The sequence below is a fragment of the Streptomyces morookaense genome, assembly GCF_013030945.1.
GTDB classification, from domain to species: Bacteria; Actinomycetota; Actinomycetes; order Streptomycetales; family Streptomycetaceae; genus Streptomyces; species Streptomyces morookaensis.
The window spans coordinates 315151-340399 of sequence record NZ_JABBXF010000004.1; the positions used below are offsets into that span (position 1 = coordinate 315151).

Consider the following 25249-nt stretch of genomic DNA (forward strand, 5'->3'; position numbering starts at 1 on the left):
TCACCAGCCCACCGCCAGGGCGAGGAGCACCGTCACCAGCCCGCAGAAGCCGTAGCCGACGTACAGATGTGCACTGCCGTTGGCCAACCTCCGTGCCGCCGCACCGACATGGGACAGCCCGGCCAGCACGGGCCGGTACAGCCGGTGCTCCAGCCGGTCGGGGACCCGCTGCCGGTAGCGCACCCGCTCGACCAGATAGGCCGATTCGCGCACCGGCGTGACGTCCACGTCCTGCTCGGGCGCCACCACGTCGTCGAACACCCGCTGCAGCGGCTCCGCGAACGAGGTCGCGGTGTAGGCCATGCGCGGCGTCGGGGCCCCGCCCCCGCAGTCCCACAGCCGGGCGCGGGTGCGCCGGGGGCGGCGGCGGACGAGCCGGGGCAGCCCGGCGGCCGCAGCCGTGGCGGCCGTCAGCGCGGCGACCACCCACAGCGGCGACAACCGCGCGGACACACCGTCCAGTTGAGCCTGGATCCCCGTACCCGACAGCGAGGCACCGTGCCGGAACCCGGCCACCGCCACCGCCCGGTCCAGCGCCGGGCCGAGCAGCCCCGGCACCAGCGCGAGGGCGGCGCAGCACACGGCCAGCAGGACCATGCCGGCCAGCATGGCGGGCGGGCTCTCCTCCGCCCCGGCCGCCCGGTCGCTGCGGGGCCGGGCGAAGAAGCCCACGCCCAGGGCCTTGACGAACACGGCGGCTGCCAGCCCGGCCGACAGGGCGATCACCGCGAACGCCAGCGGGAGCACGATCGAGGTGACCTCGCCCGGCACCGCCAGACCGTGGATCAGCGACTGCAGCAGCAGCCACTCGCTCACGAAGCCGTTGCCCGGCGGCAGCGCCACCGCACCCAGCGCGCCCACCGCGAACAGCCCGGCCGTCAGCGGCATCCGGGCCCGCAGCCCGCCCATCCGGTCCAGGTCCCGCAGCCCGGTCGCCCGCAGCACCGAGCCCGCCGCACAGAACAACAGGGCCTTGAACGCGGAGTGGTTGACCATGTGCAGCAGTGCGGCCGCCAGCGCGAGGGCCGCCAGCTCCTCGTGGTGCGCATCGGCGAACAGCCCGGCCGCGCCCACCCCGATGAGCATCAGCCCCGTGTTCTCGCTCGTCGAACAGGCGAGCAGGCGCTTGAGGTCCGAGGCCATCGCCGCCTGCAGCATCCCGTACACCGCCGACAGCCCGCCCGCCCCCATCAGCGCGAGCCACCACCAGCGGGGCCCGCCGCCGAGCAGGTCGAAGCCGACCCGGACGATGCCGTAGAGCCCCAGGTGCACCATGGCCGCGCTCATCAACGCCGAGACGTGGCTGGGCGCTTCGGGGTGGGCGCGCGGCAGCCACACGTGCAGCGGCACCGCACCGGCCTTGGACGCGAACGCCACCGTGGTGAGGACGAACACCGCGCTGCGCACCCCGCCGGGCAGGCCCGCGGCACCCGCGCGCAGGTCCGTGAACGTCTGCCCGCCGGCCCCGGCCGCGAACCGGGCCAGCCCGGCCAGCAGCAGGACCAGGCCCAGGTGCGTCATCACCGCGTACCAGACGCCGGCCTCCCGCACCGCGGAGCGCTCGCGGTGCCCGGCGAGCACCAGCACGAGCGAGGCGAGCGCCATGAGTTCCCACAGCATCAGGAACGCGGACACCGACGCGGCCGCCGGGACGAGCAGCAGGGTCAGCGCGAACAGCGGAAGCACCGTCTGCACCCCGCGCGCCGACTCCCCGGTGCCGGCCGGGCGTACGTACCCGGTGCCGTAGAGGGCGACGGCCGCGATGACGATTCCGGCGGTCGTCAGGAACGGGCCCGACAGCCCGTCCACCGCCAAGTGCAGCCCGGACAGCGGCAGAACACCCGGCAGGACGAGCGACCAGCGGTCCCCGGCGCAGGCGGCGATCCCGGCGGCGGCACCCGCCGCCCCGGTGCCCGCCGTGCACACCCCGGCGAGGACCGTCCGCGCCCGGTGCCGGGGCAGCAGCCCCGCCAGCGCCCCGCAGCCTGCCAGTCCCGCGGCGGCGCCCAGGGCGGAGCCGACGGGGTTCACCGGCCGGTCACGGTGCGCAGGGCCGCCACGATCGCGTCCGGGGACGGCGGGCAGCCCCGTACCTTCAGGTCCACCGGCACCACGTCGCCGACGGCGCCCGCGACCCCGTACCCTCCTGCGAACTCGCCGCAGTCCAGGGCGCAGTCGCCCACCGCGACCACGACGCGGGGCTCGGGCATGGCGGCGAGGGTGCGGCGCAGCGGCCCGTCCATGTTGCGGGTCACCGGCCCCGTCACCAGGGCCACGTCGGCGTGCCGCGGGGAGGCCACCAGCCGGGCGCCGTAGCGCTCGGCGTCGTACACCGGCCCGAAGGCATTGCCGATCTCGATCTCGCATCCGTTGCACGAACCCGCGTCCACGCAGCGCACCTGCGCCGACCCGCGCAACTCCCGGGCCAGGGGCGGCGCGTCGCCCTGCGGCGCCGGAGGGGCGGGCCGGGCCACGCGGCCGGTGTCACGGATCTTTCGCAGCAGGCTCACCAGTGCTCCTCGATACCTGGCGTTCGTACCGCCTGTAACGGCACGACCCCTGCTCCGGGTGCGGGGCTTTTCCGGAATTTGGCCTACCGCGGATGCGGCGATGACGGAGCGGGATGCCTGCTGCGCACGGGGGGTGTTGTCAGCGGCCGCCTCCCAGCAGCGCGGACAGCAGACCGCTGATGATGCTCGGGACCCCGCCCACCAGCTTGCTCAGGGAGTTGACCAGCGGTTGCACCAGGTTCGTCACCACGCTCAGCAGACTCGACGTGCCGTCGCCCACGTGCTCCCGGCCGCCGCTGCGCATCGCCTCGCGGTCCTGGGCGAGGCGGGCGGTGGCCGCGACCGCGTCCGTGGTCGCCCGGGCGACCGCATCGACGTCCGGGTGCTCGGCCGTGGAGAGCCGGTCCAGACCGGCGCGGGCCCTGCCCAGTTCGCCCAGGTGCTCCTGGAGTGCGGCGCACCGCCTGCGCTCCGGTTCGGCGTGCCGGCCGCGGGCGGTGCAGGCGGCCGCGGCCTCGTTGGACTCCTTGGTGATGCTGTTGGAGTCGATGGCCTTCATGCTGTCGCCCGCGGCCGAACGCAGGGCCGCGGGCGACGGGACGGGAACGGAGTGCCGCGTCTCCGCCGCGGGTTTCCGTTCCGCGGGCGGGCCGGCGGCCGTGGCCGTGTAGTGCGCCGTACCCAGGGCGAGAGCGCTGCACACGGTACTGGCCAGCAGGAACCGGGTTCTGACGGAGGCACCCATGGACGTACTCCTTCGAGCGGAGGGATCTTTGCGATCACCCTCCGCCGGGCCCCGGAACCCCGCAATCGGGAGCACGCCATCCGGGGCCGGGCACTTTCCTTGGCCGGATGGGGAGTTGGGTGGCCGGTCCGCGACGACACCGCGGAAGGTCACCAGAGAGATTTGTAGACAAATATCAGGCTTTCACCAGTGCCGGCCCCGCGGGATCTCGTCCAGGTGCGGCGAGGACAGGTGCAGGACCTCGTAGCGCTCGGTCGCGTGGTGGTCCGGGGCCACGGCCTGCTCCCACAGCACGAAGAGCATCAGCTGCCAGTGCCGGGGATCGAAGGCGAGGGCGGCGGTGTGCACCCCTTCGGTGCGGGCCAGAGCGGCCAGTTCGCCGAGCGCTGTGTCGACGACGGCAGCCGGGTCCGCGCCGTCCGGCATCGGGGTCAGGCGCCGGGATGCGGCCTTGGGCGTGACGGCCCGGGCCGGTCCGGCCTCGCAGGCGATGCCGGCCCAGTGGTGGACGGGCGGTCGGCCGAAGGAGGCGATGATGTTCTGGAATCCGCCGCCCCCGACCAGGAACTCGCTCATCCGTCCGGTGTCGTGCCACAGGTAGAGGGGCGCGTACTGGTTGACCGGGGAGCCGTCGACGCCCCGTTCACGGATGACGTAGGCCTTGAGGCCCAGTCCGGCCCGGTCGTCCAGGATGTGGGCGGCTCGTGCGACCCGGGTGCGGATGACGCCCATGTCGTAGTCGGCGGGCAGGGTGATCTCGTACTGTTTGGCGTACATGGGGTGGCTGTGCCTCGTATCAGCGGTCGTGGGACGGGGCCGGGGCCGTGGCGTGACCGGCGAGCAGGCCGAGCACGCCCTCGACGGCCCGGTGGAAGGGCTCGTCCGAACCGGCCGCGCGGGCCAGCACATAGCCGCCCTGGAGCACGGCGACCACCGTCGACGCCGTACTGGCCGGATCGAGTGCCGCATTGAGCTCGCCCTGGTCGCGCGCCTCCGTCAGGAGTGCCGTGAACCGGCCGTGCAGCCATGCGAAGGTCTCGTCCACGGGCCGGCGCAGCTCGGGGTCGGCCATGACATCGGGGTCCTGGGTCAGCCGGCCGATCGGGCAGCCCTTGAGAACCTCGCGCTCGCGGCGCAGGTAGGCGGTGATCCGCTCCAGGGCCGTCCCCGGCCCGCCGAACTGCTGCTCCGCCTTGGCCTGCATCTCCTCCGCCGAGCGCCGGATCGCGGCGAGCGCGAGGTCCGGCTTGCCGGAGAAGTGGTGGTACATGCTGCCCTGGCCCGCTCCGGCCCGTTGCTGGATGGCCTTGGGGCTGGTGCCCACGTAGCCGCGCTCCCACAGGAGTTCGCGGGTGGTCTCGATGAGTCGTTCCGCCGTGCTCATGATCGCAGTGTACATACTGGTAGGTACAAAGAGGGGTGCGGTGCCGGTGCCTTGATGGTTGAATCGCGCCATGATCGATCCGGACATGGCAGTGGTGCGCGTCTTCGCCGGTCCGCCGGGGCGCGCGGAGGGCGGGAATCCGCTCGGCGTCGTGCTCGACGGCGCGTCCGTCCCCGGCCGGGAGGAGCGGCAGCGACTCGCCGCCCAACTCGGCTACAGCGAGACGGTGTTCGTCGACGACGCGGCACGCGGTGCGGTCGACATCCACACGCCCAGCACCCGACTGCCGTTCGCCGGGCATCCGTTGGTGGGGACGGCATGGCTGCTGTGGCAGCGGGGGTACGAGGTGACGGTGCTCCGGCCGCCGGCCGGGGACGTCCCGGTATGGCGGGAGGGGGAGACCGTCTGGATCCGGGCCCGGGCTGCGTGGGCCGCCGGGCGGCGCACACAGCAGTTCGCCACGGTCGCCGAGGTCGACGCACTGCCCGCCCCGCCGCCCGGCGAGGGCTGGCTGTACGCCTGGGCCTGGGAGGACGAGGAACGGGGGCGGGTCCGCGCCCGGGGCTTCCCGCGGCGCGGCGACGGCATCGCCGAGGACGAGGCCACCGGAGCCGCCGCCCTGACGCTCACGGCGGAGCTCGGCCGGCCGCTGGAGATCCGGCAGGGCGCCGCCTCCCGGATCCTGACGCGCTGCCGGCCCGGCGGTGTCGTGGACCTGGGCGGCCGCGTCACGCCCCTTGGCTCTGCGAGGACTTGTGGTTCTGTGGGGACTTGACAGATCATCCGCCGGATCCGGCAAGATCAAAGTCATGAACGCGACTGATCTCTCCACCGGCCCCGTCCGGGTGCTCGGCATATCCGGCAGCCTCCGCTCCGGTTCCTTCAACACCGCGGCGCTCCGTGCGGTCGCCGCACTCGCCGGCACCGAGGTGCAGCTGGAGGTGTGGAACGGGCTCGCCGCCGTTCCGCCGTACAACCAGGACCAGGACGACGCGCCGCCCGCGGCCGTGCTCGCACTGCGCGAGGCCGTCACCGGCGCCGACGCCCTGCTCTTCGCCACCCCCGAGTACAACTCCTCCCTCCCCGGCCAGCTCAAGAACGCCCTCGACTGGGCCTCCCGTCCGCACGGCAAGGGCGTCCTCGCCGGCAGGACGGCCGCCGTCATCGGAGTCAGCCCCAGCGGCTTCGGCGCCAAGTGGGCCCAGGCCGAGCTGCGCAAGGTCCTGACCGCGTGCGGTGCCGAGGTCGTCGGCCCCGAACTGTGCATCGCCCAGGCCCACTCGGCGTTCGGCCCCGACGGCCTGCCCGTGAGTCCCGAGCTGCAGGCCTCCCTCACCGACCTCGCCCGGCTCCTCGCCGCGGCCGTCCGCGAGGGCGTGGCGGAGCCGGCCGCCTGAGCCTCTCCGCCCGAGTCCTCCGCCTGACTCCCTCCGCCGGGGCCGCGCCCGCCGCGCGCAGCCCCGGCGCGACCGGTTGTGCTCCTTGTGCGGGGCTGCCCCCGGGCGCACGGTGGTGGAGTTCGCGCCGGCCCCTGGAGGCAACGTGATCCACATCAGCGAAACCCTGACGGTCCAGACGGTCGAGGACTTCCTGACCGCGGACGAGCTCGCCCAGCTGAACAAGATCATGGACATCGAGCTGCGGAGCACCGCCTGGCGCCCCGCCCACCAGGCGGAGGTCCTCCCGGCCCCCGCGGACGCCGAGGACATCCTGCAGGTCGCCACCGCACGGGCCCTGCCGGCCATCCGCCGCGCCATGCCGTCCGTCCGGGCCGCCGCCGCCTGGGGGTTCACGGAACTGGGGGAGGGGCAGAAGGTGCCCACCCACCTCGACGGCATCCCCGCCCCGGCGGCCCCGCCGCGCCGCATCGGCCGGATCGGAGTGACGATCGGCGACGCCGAACAGGGCGGCCTCTTCTACATCGAGACCACATCCAGCCCCCTGCCGTGGACCGGTGCCCTGGTGGGCGAGCCCGAGGGCTATGTACCGGGAACGCCCCTCACCCGCTGCCTCTCGCACCAGGCCGCCGCCGTCCGCGAGCACGCGGAGGAGGCCGGCTGGCTGGAGGCGGTCCCCACCAGCCGCTGGACCGCCCACGCCCCCGCCGGGGTGGCCGTCGCCTACGGGGCGCACCTCATCCACGGCGTGACCCCCGTCGTACGGGGCCGCGTCCGCAAGTTCGTCACGGACCTCACCGACCGGCCCGCCTCCGGCCGCGGTGCGTGACGCGCCGGACGGGACGAAATCCGTATAGTCGCCCATGGCGGGAGGAAAACCCCAGGGAAAGGCGACGGACCATGACCAGCGAGGTGCTCCGCGAGCGGTACGCCCACCGTTTCCGGGCCCACGACACCGACGGCGACGGATGGGTGAGCCAGGACGACTTCGTCCGCCGGGCGCGGCAGCTCGTCGACGGCCTGGGCGAACCCGCGGACTCCGCACGGGCGAAGGCCCTCGTGGACGGAGTGCGCGAGAGCTGGCGCAGCATCGCCGACATCGCGGGCGTCCCCGTCGACGGCCGCATCGACGAGGAGCGGTTCGTCGCCGCACTCGCCGGTGCCTACGACTCCGGAATCGTCGCCGACATCATGCGCCCCTCGGTGGCGGCACATGTCGCCCTCGTCGACCGGGACGGCAACGGCCGGGTAGACGAGGGCGAGTTCGTGGCCGCACAGCAGGCCGCCGGAATCGGCGCCGACGACGCCCGCACGGCCTTTTCCCTTCTCGACCGCGACAAGGACGGAATGCTCGCCATTTCCGAATGGCAGTCCGCTGTACTGGAGTTCTACACCAGTACCGGATCCGACGTTCCCGGAGTGCGTGTCCTCGGGATGAAAGCCGGATAACCGCAGCCGGACCGTTCACCGGCCAAAGGGTGCCCTTGAGAAACGGCCCGCCGAGGCGGGATCCTCGAACTCCGCGTTTCCTCTGGGGAATCAGGAGGGCCGGCACGGATGACCACACGGACGGAATGCTCGGACTGGGGAAAAGCCGATTTCCACGCCATCTACAACTGCCCGGATCCGCGCGCCTATTTCAGCACGCTGGCACCCCTGCAGTACCAGATCCCGCACCATGCCCAGGCCGTCTTCCGCACCCTGCTCGCCGCCCTGGGCCCGCTGCGCACCGGCGGCGCGCCGCTGACCGTCCTGGACCTGTGCTGCTCCTACGGGATCAACGCCGCCCTGCTCAACCACGAGGTCACCCTGGCCGAGCTCTACGAGCGTTACACGGACGGGAAGCTGTCGGCCGTCCCGGCGACCGGGCTCGCCGCGGCGGACCGCCGCTACTTCGCCGACCGCCGCCGCCCGGACCCCGTGCACGTGGTCGGCCTCGACGCCGCGCCCCAGGCCGTCGGCTACGCCCGCTCCGTCGGCCTCCTCGACCACGCCTTCGCCGAGAACCTCGAGGGCCACCACCCGTCCGACGCGCTGCGCGGGGCCGTCGCCGGCACGCATCTGATCACGGTGACCGGCGGCCTGGGCTACATCTTCACCCGCACCTTCGCCCGGCTCTTCGACTGCCTGGCGGCACCGCCGTGGATCGCGGCGTTCGTCCTGCGCACGATCTCCTATCAGCCGGTCATCGACCTGTTCGCGGAATCCGGACTGGTGACCGAGCAACTCGCCGGACACACCTTCCGGCAGCGCCGGTTCGCCGACGGCCACGAACGGGCCGCCGCGTTCCAGGCACTCGGCCGGCAGCAGCTGGACCCGGCGGGCAAGGAGGACGACGGCTACTACCATGCCGACCTGTACCTCTCCCGGCCGGCTGCGGAGGTGGCGGTGCTGCCCATGAAGGCCTTGCTGCCCACCGGGTGAACGCCCTGCGGGGACCCCGCCGTTGCGCGCGACCGGCTCCCTGCGATGCTGTCACGGCCGTCGACAGTGGCGGCCGTGACCAGGGGGGAGTCCGTCACCATGGGCGGAAACACGCTGAGTTCCTTCACCGACGACGCGGCGCGGGCGCGTTTCCTCGCCGCCTACGACCGGGCGATGGCCCTCTGGCCCGACGAGCGCGAGGAACGGGACGTCCCCACCCGGTTCGGCACCACCCGGGTGTACGTGCACGGCAAGGGCGAGGGCACCCCCCTCGTCCTGCTGCACGGGGCGAACGCGACACCGGCCGTCTGGGCCTCCAACGTCGCCGCCCTCGCCGAGGGCCGCACCGTCCTGGCCGTCGACCGCCTCGGCGAGCCGGGCCGCAGCGTCCAGACGGCGCCGATCCGCACGGCGGACGCCGCCGCGGCCTGGCTGGAGGAGCTCCTGGCCGGGCTGGGCCTGGACCGGGTCCACCTGGCCGGCCAGTCCTACGGCGGCTGGCTGGCGCTCAACCAGGCCGTGCGCAGCCCCGCCCGGCTCGCCTCCGTCACCCTGGCCGACCCGGTCTGCGCCCTGGCCCCGCTGCGGCCGGGCTTCATCATCGGCGCCCTGGCCGCCGTGGCGAGCGGTTCCGAGAACGTCCAACGCCGCTATCTGCAGCGGGTCCTGGGTGCCTGGGGCGAGACCGGCGAGGCGGCCGAGGCGCTGATGGCGGTGCTCGTCGAGGCGATGCGCGGCTTCCGCGGGCGGCTGGTGTGGCCGCAGCGGATCGGCGACGCGGAGCTGCGCTCGGTCTCCGTCCCCGTGCTGCTCCTGGCGGGCGGCGAGAGCCGGGCCGCCGACGCCCGCCGCGCGGAGACCAGGGCCCGGCTGCTCCTGCCGGACGTACGGGCCGAGATCGTGCAGGGCGCGGGGCATGCGATACCGGTGGCGGTGCTGAACTGCCAAGTTCCGGCGTTCCTCAGGGCGGTGGAGGGGGAGGGCGCTCCGTAACCGCGCCGTGTACCCGCGCCCTGTATCCGCGCCCCCGGAGGGGGCGCGGGGCTGTGACATATGCGGCTCCGCCACGTGGGCGCGACCAGCCACGACGAACCCGCAGTTGACGCACTACACTTCGCAGCCCGCTTGACTTGCCGCGCTTTCAAGGGCCTTGAGACTCGCGGACAGCGAGCCCAACGTCGCTTCGTCCACGATGCGCCCGGTCCCCTGGTCGATCCGGGTCGCGATCAGCCCGATGCACAGGCACGCATCGTCGACGACCGCACCGGTCATCATCCTGAGCGTCTCGCGCAGCTGCGCATTGGCGAAGTCGCCCCCGGACGGTGACGGGGAGGCGGTGACCACACCGACCGGCTTGTCGATGAACTCGCCGCTGCTGACGAGCCAGTCGAGCGCGTTCTTGAGCACGCCGGGCACGCCGTGCGCGTACTCGGGGCTGACGATCAGCACCGCGTCGGCCTCCGCCACGGCGGACCGCAGGGCCGCCACCGGGGCGGGTGCGACGGCGCCTTCGCCGTCGAGGTCGGGGTTGAAGTGGGGGAGGGAGCCGATGTCGGCGGTGCGGGCCTCGGCGCCGGTGAGTTCCAGCGCGGTGCGCAGGACGGTGCCGTTGGCCGAACGGGCCCGCAGGCTGCCGGAGATAGCGGTGATCTTCATGGGGAGAGAGCCTAGGGGAGTGGTCTTGGCGGGGAATCGCCGACCGCCGGTGGGCCGGCTGCGGAGGTGCCTTGACACCAGGGCGGGCTGCTGTCCTGTTGCGTTGAATCTGTCTGTGGGTCTTGTGCTGAGCTGCGGGGTTGCCCTGTCGAGTGAGAACGCTCGGCGCGGGAATCTCAGTGCATCTGGCTTCTGCGGAATTCGGGGATGGGCTGCGAGCCGAGCCGTCGCAGGACCGTCAGGAAGAACCCGGCTCGCTGGGCGTCTGGAACGCCCTGTGGGTGCGCGGCCCATGCTGCGCGCAGGTGGGCGATCCCGTCCCGCAGCACCTGCTCCCGGTCGGCGTAGAAGCCGCGCATCGCCGGGTGCAGCAGGCACAGCCACATCGCGTTGCGCCGTGCCGGCGGCACGGCCTCGAAGCCCGGTAGCAGCCGGGCCATTTCGGGGTTCCAGGCGAGGATGTCGTAGCGGTGGTCCGGCAGCACGGCCGGCAGCGGCGAGAGGTCACCGACCAGGCGGGCCAGCGACGGGGCCGCACCGACGGCCGGCCCACCGGTGGTGCCGGGACGGCGCTGTCCGGCCAGGTCGAACAGGTAGTCGCGTTCGCCCGGTTCCAGGCACAGGGCCCGGGCCAGCGCCGCCAGCACCTCCGCCGAGGGCCGCAGTCCACGGCCCTGCTCCAGCCGGACCACGTAGTCGGTGCTGACCCCGGCCAGTTCGGCGACCTCCTCCCGGCGCAGCCCCGGCGTCCGCCGGGGCCGGCGGTGCGACGGCAGGCCCAGCCGGTCGGGGTCGAGGCGTTCGCGCCTGCTCCGCAGGAAGGCGGCCAATTCCCGGGCGGTGTCCATGGTCCGGGTCGTCATGGCCGGTCCAACCGCCAGGATGGGACTGGTCTTCCCAGGAAGTGCCGTCCCTTACCCCCGGGCCGCCGCTGCCACAGACTCGGTCCCGGCAACGGACCACGAGACAGGAGGACCTGATGACACTGACCCTCGACGCCTATCGGCTGCTGGGCCGCTCGGGACTGCGGGTCTCACCGCAAGGCCCTGTTCGGGTCGGTGGAGGGTAGCCTGCGGCGGCTGGCCACTGACTACATCGACCTGCTGTACCTGCACGTCTGGGACTTCCGGACGCCGGTGGAGGAGGTGCTGCGCGGCCTGGACGACCTGGTCCGGCAGGGCAAGGTGCTGTACGTGGCGATCTCCAACACCCCGGCCTGGCAGGTGTCCCGGATGCAGGCGATCGCGGACCTGCGCGGCTGGTCGCCGCTGGTCGCGCTGCAGCTCGAGTACAGCCTGATCGAACGTACCGCGGAGCGCGACCTGATCCCGATGGCCCGGGAACTGGGCCTGGGCGTGGTCCCGTACTCACCGCTGGGTGGCGGGGTGCTCAGCGGCAAGTACGGCAGGGACGACGTGACCGCGACGGGCGCCGGCACCGGCGACGGCACCCGCAGGGGCCACAATCTCGCCCTGGGCACGCTCACCGAACGCAACCTGGCCGTGGCCGGGGTCGCCCGGGAGGTCGCCGCCGAGCTGGGCCGCACCCCGGCCCAGGTCGCGCTGGCCTGGACCCTGCGGAACCCGGGCGTGGCGACCACGCTGATCGGGGCCCGCACCCCTGCCCAGTTGGAGGAGAACCTCGGCGCCCTCGAAGTCGAGTTCACCGCCGCCCAGCTGGCCCGCCTGGACGCGGCGAGCGCGATCGAGCTCGGCCAGCCGCACGACCTGCTGACGAGCGACCACAGCCGTCGGGTGACCACCGGCGACCTGCGGATCGAGACCCGCCGCTGACCCGGCCGCCAGCGGCGGGAGCCGCGGTCCGGAACCGCGGTCGGTTCACCGTCCGGGCGAGCAACGTCCGGATCGCTTCCGCCGTCGGACTCCGTCGAACGTGTCCATCGGCCCCCTCCGGCCCTCGCGTACCTGCCGCAAACGACCGTGACAGGAACGATGAGAACGCAGCCTATGGAGAGAGACCGAACCACCTGAACGAGGCAAAGGCCCTGCCCGGCACGCGAGGCACTGCGAATCCGACAATACGGATGAGGCCGCGTGAGAATCCGCCATCTGCCGTGCGACAGGACAGCTGCCACGACGGTTGTCGCGCCGAAGCTGCCGCGAAGTGACAAGCAACTCAGCGTGTCGTCAGGGTCTTGGTGTCTGCGCGAGGTTCAGGAATCTCGCTGCCGGTGAGGACGGCGACGTCGTGGTGTGCCTGGGCGTGCTCAGAACCCGGTGGGCAGCCGGGACGTGTACGGACGCTCCAGCGCCGCGAGTTCGTCGCCGGTCAGCCGGACGTCCAGCGCGGCCGCCGCAGCGTCCAGGTGTTCCGGGCGGGTCGCGCCGACGATCGGGGCGGTGACCACCGGGTTGCCCAGCACCCAGCCAAGCGCGATCTGCGCCATCGGCAGGTTCCGGGCCCCCGCGATGGACTGCACGGCGTCCACGATCGGCCGGTCGACGTCCGCGAAGAACCGCCTGGCGACCGGATCCCCGGCCGAGCGGACAGTCGCCTGCCCGTACGGGCGGGCCAGCCGCCCGGAGGCGAGCGGGCACCACACCAGGCTGCCCACCCCCTGGTCGGCGAGCAGCGGGAACATCTCCCTCTCCTCCTCGCGCTGCACCAGGCTGTACTGGTGCTGCATCGACACGAAGGCCGGGCCGCCGTCCCGCGCCGCGGTGTGCTGCAGCTTGGCGAACTGCCAGGCCCACATCGAGGAGGCGCCGACGTACCGGACCTTCCCGGCTGCCACCACCTCCCGCAGCGCCGCCACGGTCTCCTCGACCGGGGTCGCCGGGTCGAAGCGGTGGAGCTGGTAGAGGTCCAGGTAGTCGGTGCCGAGGCGGGTCAGCGAGTCGTCCACCTGCGCCAGGATCGCCTTGCGGGACAGCCCGGAGCCGCCCGGGCCGTCGTGCATCGGCAGGCCCACCTTCGTCGCGAGGACGACGTCTTCGCGACGGGTGTACCGCCGCACCGCGCGGCCGACCAGTTCCTCCGAGGCACCACCGCCGTACACGTTGGCGGTGTCCCAGAAGGTGATGCCGAGCTCGACCGCCTGCCGGAAGACCGGCGCCGCGGCCTCTTCGTCCAGCGCCCACGGGTTGTGTCCATGGCTGCCGCCGCCGAAGCCCATGCAGCCGAGCGCGATCCGGCTGACCGTCAGGCCGGTGCCGCCGAGTTTGACGTACTCCATCGTTCCTCCGCTCATGCCGGGTACGGTTCGGCGGCACGCGCGCGCTTCAACGCGCCCGTCCACCAGGACAGTTGGTCGAGCATGGTCTTGGCGTGGCCGGCCGCCTGCGGGTCGTCCGGGCGGCCGTCCGTCCAGGCGGTGAAGTAGTTCGGGAAGGCCAGTCCGTCCCGGATGGTCACCGCGTGCAGCTCGGTCAGCACGTTCTCCAGGTGCAGCACGGCGTGGCGGCCGCCGGCCGCGCCGCCGTAGCTCACGAAGGCGACCGGCTTGGCCGTCCACTGGGTGAAGTGCCAGTCGATGGCGGCCTTCAGCGAGGCGGGGTAGCTGTGGTTGTACTCCGGCGTGACGATCAGGAAGGCATCCGCACCCTCCAAGGCCTCGGTCAGCCCATCCATCCCGGCCGGGCGGGGGTAGCCGGCGCCCGCGACCTTCGGCGGGGCAGCGGGCAGCGCCAGTGGGAGGTCCACCTCGGCCAGGTCGACCCCCTCCACCTCGAACCCGCCGTGTGCGACGGCCTGTTCGGCCACCCACGAGGACACCACCGGGCCGAACCGGCCCTCCCGGACGCTGCCGACGAGGATCACCAGCTTGTGCGTGTTCTTCTCCATGGCCACCACAATCTGCCCGCCCGCCGGCCGCAACCAGACCGTGCCCAGGCTGGCCCCCGCAGGGCCACCCTCCGTGCTGCCGCCACCGCTACGCTCGTCACATGGGCACACCACTGGGGGACTTCATCCGCGCCAAGCGCGACAGCATCCAGCCCGAGACGCTCGGCCTGCCCGACCACGGCCGCCGCCGCTCACCCGGGCTGCGCCGCTCCGACCTGGCCGTCCGCGCCGGCATCAGCGTCGAGTACCTGACCCGGCTGGAGCAGGGCCGCGACCGCAACCCCTCCCCGGCCGTGGTCCACATGCTCGCCGACGCCCTCAGTCTCGACCCCGCCGAGCGCGGCCACCTGCGCTACCTCGCGAAGATCACCGGCGGCGCCTGCGCCGGCCGCACCCGGCCGGCCCCACCGCCCCGCGACGTCCGCCCGGCCGTCCGCGAGACCCTGCGCCTGCTCGAACCGGGCGTCGCCGCCGTCACCAACCGCCTCGGCGACATCCTCGCCCACACCAGCGGCTACGCCGCCGTCCTCGGCTCGGCCGGCCTGCTCGACGGCGCGGCTCCGAATCTCACCCGCTACGTCTTCACCGACCCCCGGTCCCGCACCCTCTTTCCGGACTGGGACGAGGTCGCCGACGAGCAGGCCTTCGACCTCTGGCTCGGCCCCTCGGCCGAGAACTCCGAGTGGCTCAGCACCGAACTCGCCCCCGTGGCAGGCCCCGAGTTCACCCGCCGCCTGGGCAACCACCGCGTTCCCCGCCGCGGCCCGCTCCGCCTCCAGCACCCGGCCGGGCCCGAACTCCGCCTGCTGCGCGAAACCTTGGACCTCACCGCCGACGCCCAGCAGCTCCTCGTTCTGCTCCCCGCCGACGAGGACAGCGCCGCTCACCTCGACCGGCTCACCCAGCCGGCCACGGCCCGCCTGCGGGCGATCTCCTGAGCGGGGCGAATTCGACGATCCGGTCCAGGGGCGGCTTCCGGCCTTGTGCGGTATCCACGACCAGGCAGGGGATGTCGAGCGAAACCGCGCCCACGGATCGATCGGCTGCTTCCCCTGCGTGATGCCGGGCCCGACTGGAGGTCGAACCCACGCTCACCATCGACCAGTCGATCCTGCCGTCTGCCGTCTGCTGATCAGCGGCACCGGCTGGGACCTGCTCGAATACCGTCACTCTGCCCTGACGCACCTTGGCGAGCAGGGCGCCTCGCTGCTGACGCCGGTGACCGAGTCGAGGTACAAGAAGCCGGAAAGCGCCGGTACTTCAAGCCTTCCCCGGAGGCCATCGCCGAGCTGACCAGCCCGCTCGCCCCCAGTAGCAGCCGACGCTGATCCGCCCCGGGCGGCGTGACGCTGTCCGCGCCCGGGCTGCTACGGGCAGCGTGACTCAGCTGGCGTGTGCTGTGTCGGCGGGGTCCGCGGGGCGAGGGCGTCAGGCGCAGCGGCGGGTGCGGACCGAGGCGTCAGCCGGGCGACCAGCACGGCGAGCACCACGCCGCCCGCGACGGCCAGTGCGGCACATCCCGGCAGTGCGTCGGCGCTGACGCCTCCGGCGAGGAGGGCGCTGCCCAGGGCCGATCCCGCGGCGGAGCCGAGGTACATCGCGGCCATCTGGAAGGCGATGATGGGCATGGCCTGCTCGGTGCGGTCTCGGGTGAGCGCCTGTTGCAGCACGGGCACGCTGACCCAGCCGCTCGCGCCCCACACCGCGGTGGCGATCAGCCATGCCGCGGGGGTGTCGACGAGCCAGACGATGAGGAAGGAGGCGAGGAGGAAGGCCGGGACGACCGGCATCAGCCGTCGGGGGCCCAGCGTGTCCAGCGGTCTGCCGATCAGGCCGGAGCCGAGTACGCCGCCGATGCCCCAGGCCCATACGAGTGCGAATCCCCAGCTGTTCAGGCCGTTTTCGTCGGCCATCGGCAGCAGATAGGTGTAGAGACCGAGACTGGCCATCCCCAGGACGAAGGACAGCGCGATGCCGAGCGCGACGCGCGGATTCCTGAGTACGGCGCCGTTCCCGGAGCTGCGGGAGGCGGGAAGCTGTGGCAGCGTGCCGGAGCGCAGGGCGAGGGCGAGCATGCTCAGGACGCCGATGAGCACGACGAAGCCCATCGTCCCGCGCCATCCCATGTGTTCGCCGATCAGCATGCCCAGCGGCACGCCGGCGACGGTTCCCGTGGACAGGCCGAAAGTCACCTTCGCCATCGCACGCCCGCGTTCGTGGTCCGCCACGAGGGCTCCGGCCGTCGCCGTGGCGACCGCGGTGAGCACGCCGGCCCCCGCGCCCGCCACGGCGCGAGAGATCAGGAAGACGCCCAGCGTGGGTGCCAGCGAGGTGGCGAGGTTGCCGAGGTTGAACGTACCGAGCGCGACCAGCAGCGCGGTACGGGTCGATCGGCCGACCAGGACGCGAGAGAGAAACGGGCCCGCAGCCGCATAGGCAGCGGTGAACGCGGTGACGCCCAGCCCGATCGCACCGGCCGTGGTGGCCAGGGAGTCGGCCATGTCCGGCAGGACACCGGCCAGTACGTAGGCGTCGATACCCAGGGAGACCGCGGCGATGACCAGCGGCCAGACCTTCCCCATCACGCGGCACCCCCCTCGGCCCCGGCCGTGCCCTCGCCCTCGTAGCCGGCCAGGACCGTCCGTACCAGGCCGGGGAACCGGGCCTCGAGGTCCTCGGCACGCAGCCTGATCATGCACTTGCGCCCCTCGGCGCGGACGAAGACCACGCCGGATTCACGGAGCAGGCTCGTGTGGTGGGTCAGCGTCGAGCGCGGCAGGTCGGGGCCGAGCTCCAGACTGTCGACCTCCCCGCGCTCGGTGAGGATGCGGACCATCGTCAGGCGCAGGGGCTCACTGAGCGCGAACAGCACGCGCGGGAGCGCGATTTCATCCGCATCGGGATGGTGGTACGTGCGGGCGGCAGCCATGAGTCCAATCCAATCGTTCGGGAATTCCCGCACAAATATAGTGCGGGAATTCCCGAACGATCAACCCCTGACGGCACAGCTCCGCACTGCCGGTTCGGCGGTGCGGAGCGGGAGAACATCTGCTTTGTCCGCTGCGCCCGCCGCAGAAGTGGAATCCCTCCCTCAACTTCCTTGCTCGAACGCCCTCTTGCTCGCCCGAGCAAACGTCCGGTACTGTCCTGCTCATGCAAGCAAGCCACAGCTCGGACAAGCAAGACGCTGCCGTTTCCCGGACGTTCACCGAGTCCGCCCGGAGGGCGCAGATCGTCGCCGCCGCCATAGAGGTCATCGCCGAAGTCGGCTATGGCAAGGCCTCGTTCGCGCGGATAGCCCGGCACGCCGGGCTGAGCAGCACGGGGATGATCTCGTACCACTTCGCCGGCAAGGACGACCTCATGCGCGAGGTCGTCGCCGAGGTCCTGCGCGTCGCCGAGGCGTATATGCGCCCGAGGATCGAGGCGCACTCCGACTTCCCGGGCCGGCTGCGCACGCACATCGAGTCGAACCTGGCCCTGCTCGTCGAGTACCCGAAGCACCTGCCGGCCTTGGTGGAGGTGCTGTCCAACATCCGCGGGGAGAGCGCGGGGATGAGCGAGTTCGTCGGGGCGACGGAGGAGATGAACCGCGTCCTGGCGGAGCGCCTGCGCGAGGGCCAGCGGGCGGGGGCCTTCCGGGAGTTCGACGCCGAGGTGATGGTCCACGCGATGCGCGGCGCCATCGACGAGGTGGTCGGCCGCGCGGCGCGCGAACCCGATCTCGACGTGACGGCCTGCGGCCGGGAGCTGGCGGAGATATTCGACCGCGCGACGCGCAAGACCGCGATGTGACGGAATCGGCAAGGGGCTTGCGGACGCACTTGGGTACGCACTCACGGACAACAACGGGGGAAAGAGCAGTGCACAACGAACGGCACAACGGACAGGTGCTGCAGGAGCAGCATGAGCGGCAGGCGGCGGAAGAAGAGACCGCCCGGGCGCACCGCCCGACGGAGCGGGAGAAGGCCGCCGGCCTGCGCCGGCACCTCGCGCGGCAGCTCGTCCTCGAACTCGCCCTGCCGCTCGGCAGCTACTACGGGCTGCGCGCCGCGGGGTGGGGGCAGTGGCAGGCCCTGGCGGTGGGCAGTCTGCTGAGTGTGCCGTGGCTCGTCCACGGCATGGTCCGGCAGCGCAGGATCGACGCGACCGCGCTCTTCAGCCTGGTCCTGATGTTCGTGGGCACACTGATGGCCATGGTGACGGGCGATGCCCGCGTGCTGCTGATCCGCGACAGCTGGATCTTCGGCCTGATGGGGCTGTGGATCCTCGGCACGCTGCCGACGCGGCGCCCCTTCATACTCGCCATGGGGCGGACGATCGCCGTCGCGAAGGCGGGGGAGGCCGGGGCGCGGGAGTGGGAGTCCCGGTGGGAGGAGGAGGCGTTCCGTCGGCACATACGGGTGATCTCGGCTGTGTGGGGTGCGGTGTTCGCCCTGGACGCAGGGGTGCGCGTCGTGCTCGCCTGCACCCTGCCCGTCGACCTGATCGTGGCGGTCAGCACCGCCCAGTGGCTGGTGGTGCTCGCCGGCCTGCTGATTTTCCACACTCGCTACGTCACCCGGCACGGGCTGAAGGCCTAGAGGCGGGAAGGGATATCGGGGGGACATGGTCATGGAAACCGATGTGATCGTCGCCGGCGCCGGGCCCACCGGGCTGATGCTGGCCAACGAGCTGGGGCTGGCCGGAATCCGCGCCCTCGTCGTGGAGCGGCTTCCCGCGCGCAGCGGCCAGTCCAAGGCGTTGGGCCTGCAGCCGCGCACCGCCGAGGTGCTGGAGATGCGCGGCTGGCTGGAGCCGCTGCACCAACGGGCCGTCGGCAGGCTGGAGGGCGGGCACTTCGCCGGGATCCCGCTGGACTACGGGGTCTTCGGCACCCGCTTCCCGTACCAGATCGGCATCCCGCAGCCACGGGTCGAGGAGTACCTGGAGCAACGGCTCGCCGGATACGGCATCCCGGTGCTGCGCGGCCGGGAACTGACCGGTTTCCGGCAGGACGCCTCGGGTGTCACCGTGACGGTCGACGGGCCGGAGGGTCCGTGCCCGGTGCGGGCCGCGTATCTGGTGGGGGCCGACGGCAGCCGCAGCCGGGTGCGCAAGGAACTCGGCGTCGCCTTCCCCGGCCGGGACGGCCGCGTCTCCCTGGCCGTCGCGGACGTCGAACTCGACGACCCGGGCGGCATCCTGCCCGAGGACTGGCAGCTGCCGTCCTTCGCCGGCCGCGACGGAGGGGGAGCGTTCCTGCTTCCGCTCGGCGGCGGAGTGCACCGGATGCTCTTCGGCGGACCGGAGCAGCAGGGCCTCGACCGCGACGCCCCGGTCACCGAGGAGGAGGTCCGTGTGGCGCTGCACCGCGAACACGGTGACGCGCTCCGGCTGAAGGCGGTCCGCTGGGCGTCCCGGTTCACCGACGCCTCGCGCCAGGCCGCACAGTACGTCGTCGGCCGGGTGCTGCTCGCCGGGGACGCCGCCCACATCCACCTCCCGGCGGGCGGGCAGGGGCTCAACCTCGGCATGCAGGACGCCGTCAACCTCGGCTGGAAGCTCGCCGCCTGCGTCCGGGGCCGGGCGCCGGAAGACCTCCTGGACACCTACCACTCCGAGCGCCATCCGGTCGGCGCGCGGGTCCTGGAGAACACCCGGGCCCAGGGCGTCCTGATGCTTCCCGACACCGACGTCCAGGCCCTGCGGAGCATCGTCACCGGCCTGTTGGAGACGCCGGAGGGCAACCGCCGCATCGCGGGCATGATTTCGGGCCTCGACATCCGCTACCCGATGCCGGGTGCCCCCGAACACCCGCTGCTGGGGCGCCATATAGCAGGCGTCCCGCTGGGCACCGGCCGGGGGCTGCTGCTGACCTCCGGTGCGCAGCCGGTCCCGGAGGCGCTGATACGGCCCTGGCAGGACCGGGTCGACCGGACGGCGGCCGATCCGGCCACCGGCATCCCGGGCGGGGCGGGGGCCGCGGCGGTGCTGCTGCGCCCGGACGGGCACGTGTGCTGGGCCGGGCCTGCCGATGGCGAGGGACTCGGCGCTGCGCTCGGCCGCTGGTTCGGCGACCCGCAGCACTGAGGGGAGGGGGACGGGTGTCGCGTCAGGGCCGGTCCGGTGCCCGCAGGGCGAGGACGGCCATGCCGTCGTGGCCTTCACTGGGCCGCGCCCTGGCAACGGTCTTGCCCGGCACGTCCAGTGGCCGGCCGCCGCGGGTTGTGGCCACTTCCGAAGTCGGCCAGCCCGGCGCCCTCCTGGTCGAGGACGCCGAGCGCGCCGTAGCGGGCGCCGACGAGTTTTATGGCGGTGGCGACGATGCGGCGCAGGACCGCGGCGATTTCCAGCTCCCCGCTGATGGAGAGCACCGCTCCCGGCAGCGCCCGCCCGCTTCCTCTCCTGGGTCCTGCCGGATTCGGCGGGCTGCTCGCCGAGCCGGCCGGGGACCGCGTCGTCCGCTGCGCTCGTGGCCGCGGCTCACACAGCAGCGATCCGGTGGCGCGGCGGCCGGTCAGCGGGAGGGGCAGTCCTTCCAGGCGAGCCGGTAGATGGTGTTGATGGCGCCGTCGGTGGAGTCCATGGACATGAAGCTGGTGGTCTTCTCCGGGTCCGAGGTCCCGGCCGCCACGGTCAGTTCCGTGTTGACGTTGAAATTGCGTTCCTCGCCGCAGGGCGACCACACCCGCTGGGCGATGTCGGTGGTGTCCGTGGCCTGCCAGTTGTCGGCGAGCGGGCCCTTGAACGGGTGGGAGGCGACGGAGGTGTCCGCCTGTCCCTGGAAGTAGTACGAGGCCTTCTGCACGGCCGTGGCGCCGGCCTCGAGGTGCGCGAAGCCGCGGTAGTCGGCGCTGGCGACGGCATAGGTGAAGCCCTGGGGGACGTGCACGATCAGATTGAGCTGACAGTTCTTGCGGAAGTCGGTCGGCAGGGCGCCGATGCCGACCTGGGCGAGGTATTTGCTGTACGTAATGGTGAAGGCGGTGTTGTCCGGGGAGACGGCCACGGCGGCCGAACCGGCCGGACAGCCCGAGCCGTTGACGGTCGCGACCTCGATCACAATCTTGTCGGGCGGCACATGGATGCCGGCCGCCGCCGCGGGGGATGCATTGGTGGCCAATACCGGGGCGCATAACGCGGCGAGTGCGCTGCCGGTGGCCAGGAATCTGGACATGGGGCTCCCATGGTGGTCGCGACCGTGCTGCAGGGCACGGCCTGGCTGCGGAAACGATGCCGAGCGGATGCGAACGGAAAATTGAGAGCGCAATAATCCGTATCCGGGGGAATCCGGATACCGGATACGAATGTTTCATCAATTTCACACGCCCGTGCAGAAGTCAATACGGTTCGTCCGCAGGGGAAACGGGAATCGGCCCTTCCGGCACGGGCCGCGGAAAGTTGTAGGAACCGTACAGCCGGACCCCGGTCCCTCCTGACGGGGCCCGCCGCCGACGGGCCGTGGTGCATCGGCGAGGATGACGGAGTGCTCGCTCCCCTGAACCCCGCGGACCCCGGCTTCGCGCGCGACCCGTACCCGTACTACGCGCACCTGCGCTCCCGGGGACCCGCCGTCCGCGTGCCCCTGGCCAACGGCACCCACGCCTGGCTGGTCACCGGCCACCGGCAGGCGCGGGAGGTGCTGGCCGACCCGCGCTTCTCGAACGTCCCGCCGCAGGGTGCGGGCCGCCCCAAGCAGGACTCCCCGGCCCAGCGGGCCCGCGGATGTCTCGCCCGGCACATGCTCAACTCCGACGCCCCCGACCACACCCGGCTGCGCCGGCTGACCACCGCGGCCTTCACCCCGCGCCGCGTCGACGCCCTGCGCCCGCGCATCGAGCGCCTGACCGACGGGCTGCTCACGGAACTGTCCGGGCGGCTGGCCCGGGAGGGCACGGCCGACCTGGTCGACCACTTCGCCTTCCCGCTCCCGGTCCTGGTCATCGGTGAAGTGCTCGGCGTGCCCGAGGTCGACCGCGCCGACCTGCGCACCTGGACCTACCGGGTCGGGTCGCCCGCCGACGCGCTGGAGGACGGCGCGGCCGACGACGCATGGACGCGCCTGCACGCCTACTTCACCGAGCTGATCGCCACGAAACGGGATGCCCCCGGCGACGACCTGTTCAGCACCCTCGTCCACGATGCCGACGAGGGCGGGCTGGACGACGGCGAACTGCTCGCCATGGCCTTCCTGTTGCTCTTCGCCGGCTACGAGACCACCATGAACCTCCTCGCCTCCGCCGCCCTCCTGCTGCTCACCCACCCGCAGGAACTGGCCGACGCGCAGCAGGGCGGCCCCGGGCATTGGGCCGCGGTGACCGAGGAGGTGCTGCGGCACGCGAGCCCCCTGGAGGGGACGACCTGGCGGCGCACGACGGAGGCGGTGGACCTCGGCGGCGGCACGGTCGTACCGGCGGGGGCCTCGGTCCTGGTCGTCCTCGCCGCAGCCGGCCGCGACCCCGAGTACTTCCCCGACCCGGACGCCTTCCGGCCCGCCCGCCACCGCTCCGGCGGCGAACGGCCCGCGCCGCACCTGGCGTTCGGCCACGGCCCGCACTTCTGCCTCGGCTCCCGCCTGGCCCGTCTGGAGGCCGCCGTCGCTCTCCCGCGCCTGTTCGCGGCACTGCCGGACCTGCGCCTCGCCGCCGACCCGGAGACGCTGCCGTACCGGCCGGGCCTGCTGGTCCGCGGCCCGCGCACGCTGCCGGTGCGCAGCGGCTGAGCCGCCGGCAGCGCGCGGCTACACAGCCATGGCCCGCAGGCGTTCGGCCGTCAACTGCCGCACGCCCGACCGGACGGCCCAGAAGAAGACGGCGAGCGAGACGGCCGCCACGGTCACCGAGTCGTAGGGGGCCGGCAGCCGTCCCGAACCCTTGAACGTGCCGAGCCACGACAGCAGGGTCAGCACCCCCAGGTACACCACCATCCATGTCCCCGTGCGCAGTTCACCGGCCAGTGAACTGCCGTGATCGGGGCGCCACATGGTGACGAAGAGCACCAGCCCGGCCAGCACGAGCGGCAGGGCCAGCCGCAGGTCGTGCCAACCGGACCAGTACACGAACTCGCTCGACACCACGAAGCTGAGGGGAGCGATCCAGCGCAGCCCGGGCACCCAGCCGGCTGTGCCGGCGCCGCCCGGATCGGCCCGGAACACCGCGACCGCGACGGCCGAGGCCGCGTAGATCAGCAGATACATGTCGCCCATGACGCGCACGATGCTCTGCCAGCCGCCGAACGGCAGCAGGAACAGCACGATCACCACGAGGTTGAGCAGCAGCGCGCGGCGGGGGATGCCGCTGCGCGGGTCCACCCGCATGAAGAACCGGGGGAGCGTGCCGTTCTTGGCGAGCGCGTAGGTGTGCCGCGCGTCGATCGCCACCCCGACGTAGGCCGAACCGCCGGGCGAGAGCACGGCGTCCGCGTACAACAGGCTGGACAGCCAGTGCAGATTGAGGATGAGTGCCAGCTGACCGAACGGCGAGTCGAAACTGACCCCGCGCCAGCCGTGCCCGAGCAGCTGCTCCGGCACGCTGAACAGGAAGGCCACCTGCAGCGCCAGATACATCAGCAGTGCCAGCGCGATGCCGGTGAGCACCGAAGCGGGAATCGTCCTGCGGGGGTTGGGCGTCTCGGCCGAGAAGTCCAGCGGGGCCTGGAAGCCGTTGACCGAGTAGACGATGCCGCCCCCGGCCAGGGCGGTCAGACAGGCCGCGTAGCCGTAGGGCGCGAAGCCGCCGTGGTCGGTCAGCCGACCGGAGTGCCAGCCGGAGGCGAACAGGGCGACGACGGTGACGACCGGTACGACGACCTTGAAGACAGAGACGAGGTTGTTCAGCCGCGCGAACAGCCGTACGGCGAACCAGTTCAGGGCCGTCAGCAGCACGCTGAGCCCGGCGGCGACGCCCAGGCCGGTGAGCGTGAGCGTGTGACCGTTGTAGATGGCCGGCCAGTAGTGCGCCATGTACTGCATGATCGCGCTGATCTCGGCCGCGGTCCCGCCCACCGACAGCAGCACCGACCAGCCCACCAGCGTGCCGACCAGCCTGCCGCTGGCGTACAGCGGCCAGCGGACCGTGCCGCCGCCCTCCGGCCGGGTGGCCCCCAGCTCGATCATCACCAGGGCCACCAGGGCGCACAGCAGACCCGCACCGATCCACGACAGCAGTGCCGCCGGCCCGGCCGTCTGTGCCGCGTACATCGCGGCGAACAGCCAGCCGGAACCGACGATGTTGGAGAAACCGATGGCCGTCAGGCCCCAGAAGCCGAGGTCCCGGTGCAGCCGCCGCTCCTGCGCGAGCACGGTCGGCGCAACACCGTCTCCCGCGACGCGCCCTTCGGGCGCCGTCCCGTCCGGATCCGCCTGCGACATGACACGGCCCTCCTCGTCCCTGGTTACGGACCATGATCCTTCTCCCGCGGAGAGGATGCCAGTGTCGGGGCAGGAGCAACCGGAACGAGGTGAAGCGGGGTGCTAATCGGCCGACGACGGGAGGAGTTTGAGCCGCACCTCCAGCTCGTGCTCGCCCGGAACCGTTCCCTGGTCCTCCACGTCGAACGCCGCCGCGAGCTCCTGCCTGACCTGGCGGACGGGATCCGCCGCGCCGAAGAGGTCGACGCTCACGGGGGCCGACAGCGGCACCGCGACGCCCTTCGAGGGGACGCTGCGGGTGCGGGCGTCGACGACCATGCACCAGACCATGCGGTCGGCCACGCCGGCGGCCGCGGCCGGGACCTCGCTGCGCGACTCCTCCTCCTGCTCGGGGAAGGCCGCGTCCAGCGCGCGGAAGACCGCACCCGCGTCCTCGTGGTCGCAGGCGGTCAGATGCACACTGACATGGTCGGCACTCTCGACGTGACCCCCGTGGCCCGCACGGTCGTGGACGCTCATGACCCGGTGCTCCTCTGTGGCGGCAGTGTCACTGTCGACCGTACGAGATGCCGGGCCGGCCGGCACCAGCACAGGGCCAACCGGGCCCTTCCCGCCCCGCGGTCCGGACCGGAAGACTTCCGTCAAGATCATTACGAGACAGCAGGATTGGCGCCCGGACGGGTTCTGCGGCAAAGGTCCTTGCGGCTACAACGTGATCGTCAAGCAGCCCTGCTGCCCGTTCCCCACAAGGGAGAGACCATGAAGCGGATCCGTACGGCCGTCATCACGGCCGTGGCGGCCTTCGCCCTCGCCCAGCCGTCCTTGCCCGCCGCCGCGGCGGGCAAGGACGGCTGGACCCCGCCGGCCTGCAACCGCGTCACCGGCGACGGAGCCGTCACCTTCACCACCGACGACGGCAGGACCCTCGCTCCCACCAGCAGCACCCTCCAGCACACCGGTTACACGCACGGACTGGTG

General features: G+C 72.5%; 26 protein-coding genes and 2 pseudogenes. 13 read left to right on the forward strand and 15 right to left on the reverse strand.

All coding sequences use genetic code 11. From position 1 onward, the window contains the following. From HG542_RS03045 to HG542_RS03065, 5 genes are all read right to left on the reverse strand, one after another. Positions 1 to 2031 (reverse strand): proton-conducting transporter transmembrane domain-containing protein, encoded by a 2031-nt coding sequence (locus tag HG542_RS03045; RefSeq protein ID WP_171078412.1) that lies wholly within the window; start codon positions 2029 to 2031, stop codon positions 1 to 3. Beyond that, on the reverse strand, positions 2028 to 2510 hold the full coding sequence (locus tag HG542_RS03050; RefSeq protein WP_171078413.1) for an NADH-quinone oxidoreductase subunit B family protein: 483 nt from the start codon (positions 2508 to 2510) through the stop codon (positions 2028 to 2030). Before HG542_RS03050 ends, HG542_RS03045 begins: the two co-directional genes overlap by 4 nt. 139 nt (positions 2511 to 2649) lie before the next feature. After that, complete coding sequence (locus tag HG542_RS03055; RefSeq protein WP_171078414.1) at positions 2650 to 3255, reverse strand: hypothetical protein; 606 nt, start codon at positions 3253 to 3255, stop codon at positions 2650 to 2652. Positions 3256 to 3438: 183 nt separating this feature from the next. Continuing rightward, a complete protein-coding gene (locus tag HG542_RS03060) occupies positions 3439 to 4032 on the reverse strand; it encodes a DUF4865 family protein (RefSeq protein WP_171078415.1) in 594 nt (197 codons plus the stop codon). A 19-nt stretch (positions 4033 to 4051) separates the two neighbouring features. Then, a complete protein-coding gene (locus HG542_RS03065) occupies positions 4052 to 4639 on the reverse strand; it encodes a TetR/AcrR family transcriptional regulator (protein ID WP_171078416.1) in 588 nt (195 codons plus the stop codon). A 70-nt stretch (positions 4640 to 4709) separates the two neighbouring features. Between HG542_RS03065 and HG542_RS03070 the strand changes: the two genes are divergently transcribed. The 6 genes from HG542_RS03070 (at position 4710) to HG542_RS03095 (ending at position 9453) form a co-directional block, all read left to right on the forward strand. After that, positions 4710 to 5414, forward strand: a complete 705-nt coding sequence (locus HG542_RS03070) for a PhzF family phenazine biosynthesis protein (protein WP_171078417.1) — start codon at positions 4710 to 4712, stop codon at positions 5412 to 5414. A 34-nt stretch (positions 5415 to 5448) separates the two neighbouring features. Continuing rightward, entirely contained in the window at positions 5449 to 6036 is a 588-nt protein-coding gene (locus HG542_RS03075; protein WP_171078418.1) for an NADPH-dependent FMN reductase, read from the forward strand. A gap of 145 nt (positions 6037 to 6181) precedes the next feature. After that, complete coding sequence (locus HG542_RS03080; RefSeq protein ID WP_171078419.1) at positions 6182 to 6865, forward strand: hypothetical protein; 684 nt, start codon at positions 6182 to 6184, stop codon at positions 6863 to 6865. Positions 6866 to 6936: 71 nt separating this feature from the next. After that, entirely contained in the window at positions 6937 to 7485 is a 549-nt protein-coding gene (locus HG542_RS03085; protein WP_171078420.1) for an EF-hand domain-containing protein, read from the forward strand. Between the two features lie 108 nt (positions 7486 to 7593). Further along, complete coding sequence (locus HG542_RS03090) at positions 7594 to 8460, forward strand: hypothetical protein (RefSeq protein WP_171078421.1); 867 nt, start codon at positions 7594 to 7596, stop codon at positions 8458 to 8460. Between the two features lie 75 nt (positions 8461 to 8535). After that, positions 8536 to 9453, forward strand: a complete 918-nt coding sequence (locus HG542_RS03095; RefSeq protein WP_229922468.1) for an alpha/beta fold hydrolase — start codon at positions 8536 to 8538, stop codon at positions 9451 to 9453. Positions 9454 to 9567: 114 nt separating this feature from the next. On the opposite strand, the gene HG542_RS03100 is transcribed toward HG542_RS03095, so the two are convergent. Next, on the reverse strand, positions 9568 to 10116 hold the full coding sequence (locus HG542_RS03100) for an NADPH-dependent FMN reductase (RefSeq protein WP_171078422.1): 549 nt from the start codon (positions 10114 to 10116) through the stop codon (positions 9568 to 9570). Positions 10117 to 10292: 176 nt separating this feature from the next. Next, complete coding sequence (locus HG542_RS03105) at positions 10293 to 10979, reverse strand: helix-turn-helix domain-containing protein (protein ID WP_171078423.1); 687 nt, start codon at positions 10977 to 10979, stop codon at positions 10293 to 10295. Between the two features lie 165 nt (positions 10980 to 11144). On the opposite strand from HG542_RS03105, the pseudogene HG542_RS03110 reads away from it, so the two are divergent. Beyond that, a pseudogene (locus tag HG542_RS03110) lies at positions 11145 to 11909 on the forward strand (aldo/keto reductase); the annotation flags it as partial. 434 nt (positions 11910 to 12343) lie between these two features. Here the strand turns inward: HG542_RS03110 and HG542_RS03115 are convergent. Then, entirely contained in the window at positions 12344 to 13312 is a 969-nt protein-coding gene (locus tag HG542_RS03115) for an aldo/keto reductase (RefSeq protein ID WP_171078460.1), read from the reverse strand. 11 nt (positions 13313 to 13323) lie between these two features. Continuing rightward, a complete protein-coding gene (locus HG542_RS03120; RefSeq protein ID WP_171078424.1) occupies positions 13324 to 13920 on the reverse strand; it encodes an NADPH-dependent FMN reductase in 597 nt (198 codons plus the stop codon). A gap of 101 nt (positions 13921 to 14021) precedes the next feature. Between HG542_RS03120 and HG542_RS03125 the strand changes: the two genes are divergently transcribed. Continuing rightward, positions 14022 to 14858, forward strand: a complete 837-nt coding sequence (locus HG542_RS03125) for a helix-turn-helix domain-containing protein (RefSeq protein ID WP_171078425.1) — start codon at positions 14022 to 14024, stop codon at positions 14856 to 14858. A 429-nt stretch (positions 14859 to 15287) separates the two neighbouring features. On the opposite strand, the gene HG542_RS03130 is transcribed toward HG542_RS03125, so the two are convergent. Both HG542_RS03130 and HG542_RS03135 read right to left on the reverse strand, forming a co-directional pair. Beyond that, the gene (locus HG542_RS03130) at positions 15288 to 16502 is read right to left on the reverse strand and encodes an MFS transporter (RefSeq protein ID WP_176606183.1); all 1215 of its coding nucleotides are present in this window, start codon (positions 16500 to 16502) and stop codon (positions 15288 to 15290) included. Beyond that, positions 16502 to 16849: an ArsR/SmtB family transcription factor gene (locus HG542_RS03135; RefSeq protein WP_171078427.1), complete on the reverse strand. Its 348-nt coding sequence runs from the start codon at positions 16847 to 16849 to the stop codon at positions 16502 to 16504. The genes HG542_RS03130 and HG542_RS03135 overlap by 1 nt, the downstream gene beginning before the upstream one ends. Before the next feature lie 224 nt (positions 16850 to 17073). Here HG542_RS03135 and HG542_RS03140 point away from each other — a divergent pair, with 224 nt between their 5' ends. The 3 genes from HG542_RS03140 to HG542_RS03150 all read left to right on the forward strand — a co-directional run bounded on the left by HG542_RS03140 (position 17074) and on the right by HG542_RS03150 (position 19992). Beyond that, complete coding sequence (locus tag HG542_RS03140) at positions 17074 to 17715, forward strand: TetR/AcrR family transcriptional regulator (RefSeq protein WP_171078428.1); 642 nt, start codon at positions 17074 to 17076, stop codon at positions 17713 to 17715. Positions 17716 to 17783: 68 nt separating this feature from the next. Next, positions 17784 to 18503: a VC0807 family protein gene (locus HG542_RS03145; protein WP_229922470.1), complete on the forward strand. Its 720-nt coding sequence runs from the start codon at positions 17784 to 17786 to the stop codon at positions 18501 to 18503. Positions 18504 to 18534: 31 nt separating this feature from the next. Beyond that, entirely contained in the window at positions 18535 to 19992 is a 1458-nt protein-coding gene (locus tag HG542_RS03150; RefSeq protein WP_171078429.1) for an FAD-dependent monooxygenase, read from the forward strand. Between the two features lie 74 nt (positions 19993 to 20066). On the opposite strand, the gene HG542_RS03155 is transcribed toward HG542_RS03150, so the two are convergent. After that, on the reverse strand, positions 20067 to 20276 hold the full coding sequence (locus HG542_RS03155) for a hypothetical protein (protein WP_171078176.1): 210 nt from the start codon (positions 20274 to 20276) through the stop codon (positions 20067 to 20069). Positions 20277 to 20419: 143 nt separating this feature from the next. After that, positions 20420 to 21079, reverse strand: coding sequence for a DUF4360 domain-containing protein (locus tag HG542_RS03160; protein ID WP_171078430.1), 660 nt, complete (start codon positions 21077 to 21079; stop codon positions 20420 to 20422). Between the two features lie 309 nt (positions 21080 to 21388). Between HG542_RS03160 and HG542_RS03165 the strand changes: the two genes are divergently transcribed. Further along, positions 21389 to 22624 carry a cytochrome P450 family protein gene (locus tag HG542_RS03165; RefSeq protein ID WP_171078431.1) on the forward strand — a complete coding sequence of 412 codons (1236 nt, stop codon included), beginning with the start codon at positions 21389 to 21391 and terminating at the stop codon, positions 22622 to 22624. A gap of 18 nt (positions 22625 to 22642) precedes the next feature. Here HG542_RS03165 and HG542_RS03170 read toward each other — a convergent pair whose 3' ends face one another. Next, positions 22643 to 24271, reverse strand: coding sequence for an APC family permease (locus HG542_RS03170; protein ID WP_171078432.1), 1629 nt, complete (start codon positions 24269 to 24271; stop codon positions 22643 to 22645). Positions 24272 to 24373: 102 nt separating this feature from the next. Next, a complete protein-coding gene (locus tag HG542_RS03175) occupies positions 24374 to 24790 on the reverse strand; it encodes a hypothetical protein (RefSeq protein WP_171078433.1) in 417 nt (138 codons plus the stop codon). 240 nt (positions 24791 to 25030) lie between these two features. Here HG542_RS03175 and HG542_RS03180 point away from each other — a divergent pair. Continuing rightward, positions 25031 to 25249 (forward strand): annotated as a pseudogene (locus tag HG542_RS03180) (WD40/YVTN/BNR-like repeat-containing protein); the annotation flags it as partial.